Annotated in this window: 10 protein-coding genes and 1 pseudogene; 7 read left to right on the top strand and 4 right to left on the bottom strand. The window is 56.2% G+C overall.

The window, feature by feature from the left end:
* Positions 1 to 223 (bottom strand): annotated as a pseudogene (locus tag A7Q03_RS10680) (hypothetical protein); the annotation flags it as partial.
* A 596-nt stretch (positions 224 to 819) separates the two neighbouring features.
* Positions 820 to 1,593, bottom strand: a complete 774-nt coding sequence (gene yaaA / locus A7Q03_RS09135; RefSeq protein ID WP_067449247.1) for a peroxide stress protein YaaA — start codon at positions 1,591 to 1,593, stop codon at positions 820 to 822.
* Positions 1,594 to 1,764: 171 nt separating this feature from the next.
* On the opposite strand from yaaA, the gene leuE reads away from it, so the two are divergent.
* The 5 genes from leuE to A7Q03_RS09110 all read left to right on the top strand — a co-directional run bounded on the left by leuE (position 1,765) and on the right by A7Q03_RS09110 (position 7,272).
* Positions 1,765 to 2,418, top strand: coding sequence for a leucine efflux protein LeuE (gene leuE / locus A7Q03_RS09130; RefSeq protein WP_067449245.1), 654 nt, complete (start codon positions 1,765 to 1,767; stop codon positions 2,416 to 2,418).
* A gap of 129 nt (positions 2,419 to 2,547) precedes the next feature.
* Positions 2,548 to 2,889, top strand: a complete 342-nt coding sequence (locus A7Q03_RS09125) for a hypothetical protein (RefSeq protein WP_067449243.1) — start codon at positions 2,548 to 2,550, stop codon at positions 2,887 to 2,889.
* 322 nt (positions 2,890 to 3,211) lie between these two features.
* Entirely contained in the window at positions 3,212 to 3,430 is a 219-nt protein-coding gene (locus tag A7Q03_RS09120; RefSeq protein ID WP_067442046.1) for a hypothetical protein, read from the top strand.
* A gap of 33 nt (positions 3,431 to 3,463) precedes the next feature.
* A complete protein-coding gene (carB, locus tag A7Q03_RS09115; RefSeq protein WP_067449241.1) occupies positions 3,464 to 6,673 on the top strand; it encodes a carbamoyl-phosphate synthase large subunit in 3,210 nt (1,069 codons plus the stop codon).
* Between the two features lie 20 nt (positions 6,674 to 6,693).
* Complete coding sequence (locus A7Q03_RS09110; RefSeq protein WP_067528538.1) at positions 6,694 to 7,272, top strand: site-specific integrase; 579 nt, start codon at positions 6,694 to 6,696, stop codon at positions 7,270 to 7,272.
* Positions 7,273 to 7,280: 8 nt separating this feature from the next.
* On the opposite strand, the gene A7Q03_RS10785 is transcribed toward A7Q03_RS09110, so the two are convergent.
* Positions 7,281 to 7,415, bottom strand: a complete 135-nt coding sequence (locus A7Q03_RS10785; RefSeq protein ID WP_255361305.1) for a hypothetical protein — start codon at positions 7,413 to 7,415, stop codon at positions 7,281 to 7,283.
* Positions 7,416 to 7,434: 19 nt separating this feature from the next.
* Positions 7,435 to 7,719 (bottom strand): hypothetical protein, encoded by a 285-nt coding sequence (locus A7Q03_RS09105; protein WP_153705720.1) that lies wholly within the window; start codon positions 7,717 to 7,719, stop codon positions 7,435 to 7,437.
* A gap of 137 nt (positions 7,720 to 7,856) precedes the next feature.
* On the opposite strand from A7Q03_RS09105, the gene A7Q03_RS09100 reads away from it, so the two are divergent.
* Positions 7,857 to 8,084: a hypothetical protein gene (locus A7Q03_RS09100; protein ID WP_067449237.1), complete on the top strand. Its 228-nt coding sequence runs from the start codon at positions 7,857 to 7,859 to the stop codon at positions 8,082 to 8,084.
* Positions 8,085 to 8,087: 3 nt separating this feature from the next.
* Positions 8,088 to 8,528, top strand: coding sequence for a transcriptional regulator (locus tag A7Q03_RS09095; protein WP_067442036.1), 441 nt, complete (start codon positions 8,088 to 8,090; stop codon positions 8,526 to 8,528).
* Positions 8,529 to 8,709: the final 181 nt, after the last annotated feature.

Below are 8,709 nucleotides of genomic sequence, written 5' to 3'. Positions count from 1 at the left end.
CCATCAGGCCGATGGCGGCATAAGCCACCAATGCGCCGCCCGGGCCTGCCATATGGATGGCGCTGCCGCTGGCCATAAACAGGCCGGTGCCGATACTGCCGCCGATGGCAATCATGGAAAGATGGCGCGACTTTAAATGACGGCGCACTTTGGTGCCGCCAGAAGAAGCCGGTGCGGGCGCCACGGCCACCGCCGCAGCAGAACTACCATCGAAAGAACTCATTTTGGTTCCTTTCAAAAAAGCATATAGCCAAAATCTTTTCTGCCATAACTCATTGAACGGCAAGGAAAACGACTTTAGCTATACGTTATTACGCACACGCGGCGCGCCAGCACCGCAACTCAATTTTGGGCGGATTATAAACCCTGATCGCCCGCTGAAAAACCCATAAATTCCCCTGGCGGCCAAATCGGCCAAATTAGCTGCCTTTTTTAATTGACACATTACTCAACCAGCACCCAACCCGTTGCCCTGAAAGCCGCTTGATACCTGGCCTCACGCGCCGAGCAAGCTCCGAGTTGCCGCTGCGAAAAAACGTAACATAAAAACCACATTTGCCCGAGGGGCTCTCCCCAAAATACTTGCAGGCTACCTGAAAACGCCCGGTTAGGTTTCAGGTAGCCTGCTTGATGTGGCGGCACGCGGTGCGGAACAATGCGCCGCTGTCGGTTGGCAAAGGGGAATAAAACAGCAAAGCCGATTAGTGTGGGCTCGACAAAAGGCTACCTGAAAACGCCGGCTCAAAATGAAAATGCCGCCCTCAGCTGCATTCCCAAATTTCAGGTAGCCTCCGCTTCTCCATCACGGCCTGCCGCGCATCACTGCTCGCCGCGTCGGAACACCCATTCGTTTTCCGAAGAAGCCGCCGCGCAGAAGGCGTAGCCCTCGCTGTTGAAATCCAGCAGCTGCTCCGGCTCGGTGAGGGTGCGTTCGGCGGCATAGCGCAGCATCAGGCCGCGGGCGCGTTTGGCGTAGAAACTGATGATTTTGTAGCGGCCGTTTTTCTCGTCTTGGAACACGGGGGTAATCAGGCGGCCGCCGAGTTTGGCCGGCTGCACGGCTTTGAAATATTCCTGCGACGCCAGGTTCACCAACACATCGGTTTGCGCCTCGGCCATGCGTTCGGCCAGCAATTCGGTAATCAGGCTGCCCCAGAAGGCGTATAAATCCTTGCCACGCGGGTTGGTCAGCTTGGTGCCCATTTCCAAACGGTAGGGCTGGATTAAATCTAAGGGGCGCAACAGGCCGTAGAGGCCGGAAAGCAGGCCGGCATGGCCTTGCAGCCAATCGATTTGCGGCGAGGCGAGGCTCTCGGCATCGAGGCCTTCATACACATCGCCGTTAAACAAATACACCGCCTGCTTGGCGTTTTGCAGGCTGAAAGGCGGCTGCCAAGCCGCATTGCGCTCGGCGTTGAGGCGGGCGATTTTGTCCGATACGCCCATCAGCGCCGACAAATCCTGCGGCGCCAGCTCGCGCAGTTGCGCCATCAGGATGGCAGACTGCTCAAGCAGCGCGGGCGGGCTGTGTTCCTTGGTGGGCGCGGCGGCGGTTTCGTTTAGGTTTTTAGCGGGCGAGAGGATGAAAAACATGGCGTTCTCTTTAATGAAGGGGTGCAAATTGGCGGGCAGTTTAGCCGCCTGCGGGGCAACAGGCAAACGGCGGAATAAATCGGCGCGATAGTTTGCAGATAGTTTTCAGGTAGCCTACACCCTGCCTGCCTCATTAAAATAGCCGTCTCCATAAAAGGCTACCTGAAAACCATGTTCGGCATCATCAATCCCCTCTCCTACCTAATCGGCACCATCATCCTCGTCATTATGCCCGGCCCGAACAGCATGTTTTGCCTCTCCGTAGCCGCACAGCACGGCGCGCGCAAAGCCTACCGCGCCGTATGCGGCGTATTGCTGGGCGATTTAGTGCTGATCCTGCTCACCGTACTCGGCGCCGGCACCGCGCTCAAGCTCTATCCCGCCCTATTTCACGCCATGAAGCTCGCCGGCGGCCTGTATCTGGCCTACATCGGCTCCGGCCTCTTGCGCGGCGCATTGCGCAAATGGTTTGCCCCGCCGCCCGTTTTGGCAGCCGGTTTGCCGCCCACCCCGCCCGCCGGGCACATCTTCAAACGCGCCCTGCTGCTCAGCCTCACCAACCCCAAAGCCATCCTGTTTTTGCTGTCGTTTTTTGTTCAGTTCGTCGATCCCGCCTATCCGCACCCCGCCCTCTCCTTCCTGCTGCTGGCACTGGTTATGCAAACCGTCAGCTTCAGCTACCTCACCCTGCTCGTTTTCGCCGGCCACCGCCTCGCCAACCTGTTCCGCCGCCACCGCCACGTGACCACCGCCTGCACCGCCACCACCGGCCTGCTCTTTATCGGCTTCGCCGTGAGCCTGTGGCTGGCCGGAACCGAGTTTTAATTTACGGCTTCAGATAGCCTCATTCAGATAGAAATAACTGCTCAGGCTACCTGAAAAGCAAAACAGATTGCCGTATAATTGGCGGCATTTGGCCTCGCGCCCCATCTTTGCCGAATTTAAGGAATCCCCATGCGCAAACTCATCCCCCTCCTCGCCGCCCTCGCCCTTTCCGCCTGCTCCAGCCTCGGCAACCAAGCCTTCGGCGGCGAAAGCGCCACTTTCGGCAGCGACAACATCCTACGCGACGACGTGCTCAAAGTCGTGCGCACCGCCGAAGCCGCCTCGTTCAATTGCCGCAATATCGAATCCGTACACAGCAAAATCAACAGCGCCCACAAAGTGCACGGCCGCCTGCAGGTGCGCGAAGTGTGGACCGTCCGCGCCTGCGGCCAGGCCCACCGCTACAACATCGGCCTTTTCGAAGACGCGCGCGGCGAAACCGACTTCACCGTCAGCCTGAGCTCCCGCTAAACACCAAAGAAAGGCTACCTGAAAAAGATGTCTTGCGGAGCAAGGCTGAGTTTCTGCGAAGCTAAAAAGGATTTTGCCGATTTTCAGGTAGCCTTTTGGAGCAAGGACTATTCAAACATCCTTTGAATCCGTCAATAGGGTATGTGCCGAAAGGCACGCACGCGGTGGGTTGGGTTTGCCGGGAAAATGGAGAACGCGTGCGGGCGTACCGCACACACCCTACATGCGGGCTACGGCTTGCTTAGGAAATATTTCAGGGGAAATATTTCAGGGATACCATATGTCATAATAATGTAATTATTATTAAGATGAGGATAATAATATGTCTGAAGGATTCATTATTGTTAACAAAGGCGTTTTTGAAAAACTAATCATTGGGAAATTTGAGCTAGAAATTAAACCCAAACCTAATAAAGATGGAATAGTAAAAAGATTTTACAGATATGATGAACGTGGCCACAAAAGATATATAGCTGTTGCCGATGAAGACAAAAATGATTTTAGAATAGATAAAGAAATTTATACTGAACTAGACCTTTAATATTCTTACAACTTAGAACTAGAGACCCCACTCATGCCCAAACGTACCGACCTAAAATCCATCCTTATCATCGGCGCCGGCCCTATCGTTATCGGTCAGGCCTGCGAATTTGACTATTCGGGCGCACAGGCCTGTAAGGCTTTGCGTGAAGAAGGCTATAAAGTCATTCTGGTGAATTCCAACCCCGCCACGATTATGACCGACCCTGAAATGGCGGATGTTACCTACATCGAGCCGATTATGTGGCAGACGGTGGAGAAGATTATCGCCAAAGAGCGGCCCGATGCGATTCTGCCCACGATGGGTGGCCAGACCGCGCTGAACTGTGCGCTGGATTTGGCGCGCAACGGCGTGCTGACGAAATACAATGTCGAGCTGATTGGCGCGACGGAAGACGCGATCGACAAGGCGGAAGACCGCGGCCGCTTTAAGGAGGCGATGGAGAAAATCGGCCTCTCCTGCCCAAAATCTTTTGTCTGCCACACGATGAACGAAGCTTTGGCGGCGCAGGAACAGGTCGGCTTCCCGACGCTGATTCGTCCGTCTTTCACCATGGGCGGTTCGGGCGGCGGCATTGCGTACAATAAAGACGAGTTTTTGGCGATTTGCGAACGCGGTTTCGATGCGTCGCCCACACATGAGCTGCTGATTGAGCAGTCCGTTCTCGGCTGGAAAGAGTACGAGATGGAAGTGGTGCGCGATAAGAACGACAACTGCATCATTATTTGTTCGATTGAAAACTTCGACCCGATGGGCGTGCATACGGGTGACTCGATTACAGTTGCGCCGGCGCAAACGCTGACGGACAAGGAATACCAAATCATGCGCAACGCAAGCTTAGCGGTATTGCGCGAAATCGGCGTGGACACGGGCGGCTCGAACGTGCAGTTTGCAGTGAACCCTGAAAACGGCGAGATGATTGTGATTGAGATGAACCCGCGCGTGAGCCGTTCGTCCGCGCTGGCTTCCAAAGCAACCGGCTTCCCGATTGCGAAGGTGGCGGCGAAACTGGCTGTCGGCTTTACGCTGGACGAGTTGCGCAACGACATCACCGGCGGTCGTACGCCTGCGTCGTTCGAGCCTTCCATCGACTATGTGGTAACCAAAATCCCGCGTTTTGCGTTTGAAAAATTCCCTGCCGCAGACGACCGCCTGACCACGCAGATGAAATCGGTGGGCGAAGTGATGGCGATGGGCCGCACCATTCAGGAAAGCTTCCAAAAAGCCCTGCGCGGCTTGGAAACAGGCTTGTGCGGCTTCAATCCGCGCAGCGAAGACAAAGCGGAAATCCGCCGCGAACTGGCTAACCCCGGCCCCGAGCGTATGCTGTTTGTGGCAGACGCGTTCCGCGCGAGCTTCACGCTGGAAGAAATCCACGAAATCTGCGCCATCGACCCTTGGTTCTTGGCGCAAATCGAAGACTTGGTGAAAGAAGAGCAGCAGGTAAGTGCAGGCTGCCTGCAAGATTTGGATTTCGCCGCCTTACGTCGTCTGAAACGCAAAGGCTTCTCCGACAAACGCATCGCGCAGCTTTTAGGAGTAAAAGAAAAAGAAGTGCGCGAACACCGCTACGCGCTGAAGCTGCATCCCGTCTATAAACGCGTCGATACCTGCGCCGCCGAGTTCGCCACCGAAACCGCCTACCTCTATTCCACTTACGAAGAAGAATGCGAAGCGCGTCCTTCCGACCGTAAAAAAGTGATGATTCTCGGCGGCGGCCCGAACCGCATCGGTCAGGGCATCGAGTTTGACTACTGCTGCGTTCACGCCGCGCTCGCACTGCGCGAATCGGGTTTTGAAACGATTATGGTCAACTGCAACCCCGAAACTGTGTCCACCGACTTTGACACCAGCGACCGCCTGTATTTCGAGCCGCTAACGCTGGAAGACGTGTTGGAAATCGTCCGCACCGAAAACCCGTGGGGCGTGATTGTGCATTACGGCGGCCAAACCCCGCTCAAACTCGCCAACGCGTTGGTTGAAAACGGCGTGAACATCATCGGCACATCCGCCGACAGCATCGACGCCGCCGAAGACCGCGAACGCTTCCAAAAAGTGTTGAACGACTTAGGCTTGCGCCAACCGCCCAACCGCATCGCCCACAACGAAGAAGAAGCGCTCGTCAAAGCCGAAGAAATCGGCTATCCGCTGGTCGTGCGCCCGTCTTATGTCCTCGGCGGCCGCGCCATGCAGGTCGTCCACTCCGCCGAAGAGTTGCAAAAATACATGCGCGAGGCCGTGCAGGTATCCGAAGACAGCCCCGTGTTGCTCGACTTCTTCCTGAACAACGCGATTGAAGTCGATGTGGACTGCGTTTCAGACGGCAAAGACGTCGTTATCGGCGGCATCATGCAGCACGTCGAACAGGCAGGCATCCACTCCGGCGACTCCGGCTGCTCGCTGCCGCCCTACTCGCTCAGCGAAGAAATCCAAGACGAAATCCGCCGCCAAACCAAAGCCATGGCCTACGCGCTGGGCGTGGTCGGCCTGATGAACGTACAGTTTGCCGTGCAGGACGGCGTGGTGTTCGTGTTGGAAGTGAACCCGCGCGCCAGCCGTACCGTCCCCTTCGTCTCCAAAGCCACCGGCGTGCCGCTCGCCAAAGTCGGCGCGCGCTGCATGGCAGGCATTTCCCTGCAAGAGCAAGGCGTGGAAAAAGAAGTCGTCCCCGATTTCTATGCCGTTAAAGAAGCCGTGTTCCCCTTCATCAAATTCCCCGGCGTGGACACCATTCTCGGCCCAGAAATGCGCTCCACCGGCGAAGTGATGGGCGTAGGCGAGACCTTTAGCGAAGCATACCTCAAAGCCCAGCTCGGCGCAGGAGAACGCATGCCCGCCACCGGCAAAATCTTCCTTTCCGTGCGCGAAGAAGACAAGCCGATCATCGTCCAAACCGCGCAAAACTTCCAAGCCTTAGGCTACGGCGTCTGCGCCACGCGCGGCACGGCAGGCTACCTGAAAGAGCACGGCGTGGTGGTGCAGGCGGTCAACAAAGTGCCCGAAGGCCGCCCACACATCGTGGACGCGATTAAAAACGGCGAAATCGCGCTGGTGGTAAACACCGTGGCCAGCAGCCCGCAGTCCGTGGCCGACAGCCACAGCATCCGCCGCAGCGCCCTCACCCAACGCGTACCGCAATACACCACCGTGGCCGGTGGCGAAGCCATGAGCGAAGGGATGAAAAGCTTCAACCTCCTCGATGTGTATAGTGTGCAGGATTTACATGCCCGCTTGAAAGGATAGCCGGCATCTGCGAACATGCCATGAAAGAATGGGGGCTGCTGCGCGAGAACCTCGTACGCAAAATCAGCAACCCGAAAAAAGGCAGAGAGAGAACTAGGTGGCCAACCGAACAAGAGATTACCAATATCTGCGCCGCTCTCTTATATCAGCCGGACGGCAAGTCGGAACTGATTGTACAACGGGTAGCCATTGCCGTTTTATTCACCATCGAAACTGCCATGCGGGCAGGCAAGATTTGCGGCCTGAAATGGGCAGATGTGGATTTCACGCGCCGCCTTGCCCATCTACAGATTACCAAAAACGGCGACAGCCGAGACGTGCCATTATCCAAGCGTGCGCTGGAACTGCTCGAGCAACTGCGCAGCATTGATGATGTGTGGGTATTTAACGTGGATGCCAAAAGTTTGGACGTGTTATTTAGGCGGGCGCGGGATAACTGCGGCATTATCGACCTGCATTTTCACGATACCCGCCGCGAAGCTCCCACACGTTTATCCAAAAAAGTACCGATTGAAGTGCTGGCAAAAATCAGCGGCCACCAGGATTTAAGAATACTGCTCAATGTGTACTACCGCCCTGATATGGCGGATATTGCGTAAATGCTGGACTAGCGTGGCCATGCCTTGATCAACCCGTCATGCCGTGCCGCACAGTCGTTATACAGATGCACCACTTCCAGCGCCCACGGCAGTATCACCTTGCCCGTTGTTCCCGACAATTCGGGCAGCCTGGGGCAGGGCATAGCCAAATCGGCCGGCGGCTCAATGGCGCTCGGCAATGGCGGCGTTGAGGACTTGCACCCCGGAAGCATCAACGCAATCGCCAGTAAACACAGGCCGCTCGATAATTTGCTGTACCACTTCACGCCTTACCCTCACTTTCTCGTCCGCTTCGGACTTCTCTTGTTGATATTCCACGCTTGCCGCATGGGCGGTTTTTTGATGCTTCTGCTTTTGCTCGGCCAGTTTGGCATTGATGGCTGCCGTGGCCGCATCGTAGCCCACCTGATAGCGTGCCCTGCCGTATTGCACTTCGCCGTATATCACGGCCAGCAGTACCACACCGCCGAGCAGCGGCTTCCAGTATTTAAAAAACCATGTTATGGGATTCCTTTCTTCTTCCTGTTTACACCTGCAAACACTTTCACTATAATCAGGCTACCTTAACCAATCGGACAGTCAGCATGGGCAAGCATCCCGACAAACACATCAGAGCCGCATTGGCTTATGCCGAGCAGCACGGCTGGGCGGTTGTTCCCGCCGGCAAGCCCGCCCATGCGTTCTGCCGCTTGCGTTGTCTGCAAGGACATACCGAACACCAAATGAGCGTGTGGAGCACACCGCGCAATCCGGAAAACCATGCCAAACAAATCATCCGTAAAGTAAACGAATGCCTGCCCGAACAGGAGTGACCCATGAATACCTACCATTTCAGCATCCTCATCCGCGATACCGACCTGCACGATTTAGAAGACCGCCTGTATGAAGCGGGCTGCGACGATGCGCTGCTGTGCTTCTATAACCAAACCCCATATCTCGAATTCGACCGTGAGGCCGAGAGTGCCGAAGCTGCCGTGCGCAGCGCCCTAGACAATATCCGTGCTGCCGGTTTCGGCGATTTGGTGTTGCAGGAATCCGGTGTGGCTACCTTGGCCGAGATGGCCGCCCGCGCCGGACTGACCCGCGCTGCCCTCTCCAACTACGCCACCGGCAAACGCGGCGGCGGCTTCCCTGCGCCGATGTATGGGGTGGGCAGCGGCTCTGCCCTGTATTCGTGGCCAGAAGTGGCCGGCTGGCTGCACCGGCACGGCCAACTGTCGCAGGCGCAATACGATATCGCCCATGTGGCCGGATAGTTTCAGGCAGCCCCTTGCATTTGCAGGGGGTTTTGTTTATGATGATCTCACTATTAAATCACAAGCGGATATCTGCCCCGTCAGTGCACATTTTTTGTGCCTATCGGTTTCGTTGCTCTCTCCTTGCATGAGATTAGCGGCACAAAACGCCAAGTTTCTCTGGCGGGTCTATACGCAGAAA

It is taken from the genome of Eikenella sp. NML99-0057, from assembly GCF_001648535.1.
GTDB classification, from domain to species: domain Bacteria; phylum Pseudomonadota; class Gammaproteobacteria; order Burkholderiales; family Neisseriaceae; genus Eikenella; species Eikenella exigua.
The sequence above is the reverse complement of the archived record's forward strand: the minus strand, read 5'-3'. Positions and strand labels throughout refer to the sequence as shown.

Bases quoted from the DNA above. Each gene is read 5' to 3' on its own strand.
- yaaA (WP_067449247.1), bottom strand. From the start codon at position 1,593: ATGTTTTTCATCCTCTCGCCCGCTAAAAACCTAAACGAAACCGCCGCC.
- leuE (WP_067449245.1), top strand. From the start codon at position 1,765: ATGTTCGGCATCATCAATCCCCTCTCCTACCTAATCGGCACCATCATC.
- A7Q03_RS09125 (WP_067449243.1), top strand. From the start codon at position 2,548: ATGCGCAAACTCATCCCCCTCCTCGCCGCCCTCGCCCTTTCCGCCTGC.
- A7Q03_RS09120 (WP_067442046.1), top strand. From the start codon at position 3,212: ATGTCTGAAGGATTCATTATTGTTAACAAAGGCGTTTTTGAAAAACTA.
- carB (WP_067449241.1), top strand. From the start codon at position 3,464: ATGCCCAAACGTACCGACCTAAAATCCATCCTTATCATCGGCGCCGGC.
- A7Q03_RS09110 (WP_067528538.1), top strand. From the start codon at position 6,694: ATGAAAGAATGGGGGCTGCTGCGCGAGAACCTCGTACGCAAAATCAGC.
- A7Q03_RS10785 (WP_255361305.1), bottom strand. From the start codon at position 7,415: ATGCCCTGCCCCAGGCTGCCCGAATTGTCGGGAACAACGGGCAAGGTG.
- A7Q03_RS09100 (WP_067449237.1), top strand. From the start codon at position 7,857: ATGGGCAAGCATCCCGACAAACACATCAGAGCCGCATTGGCTTATGCC.
- A7Q03_RS09095 (WP_067442036.1), top strand. From the start codon at position 8,088: ATGAATACCTACCATTTCAGCATCCTCATCCGCGATACCGACCTGCAC.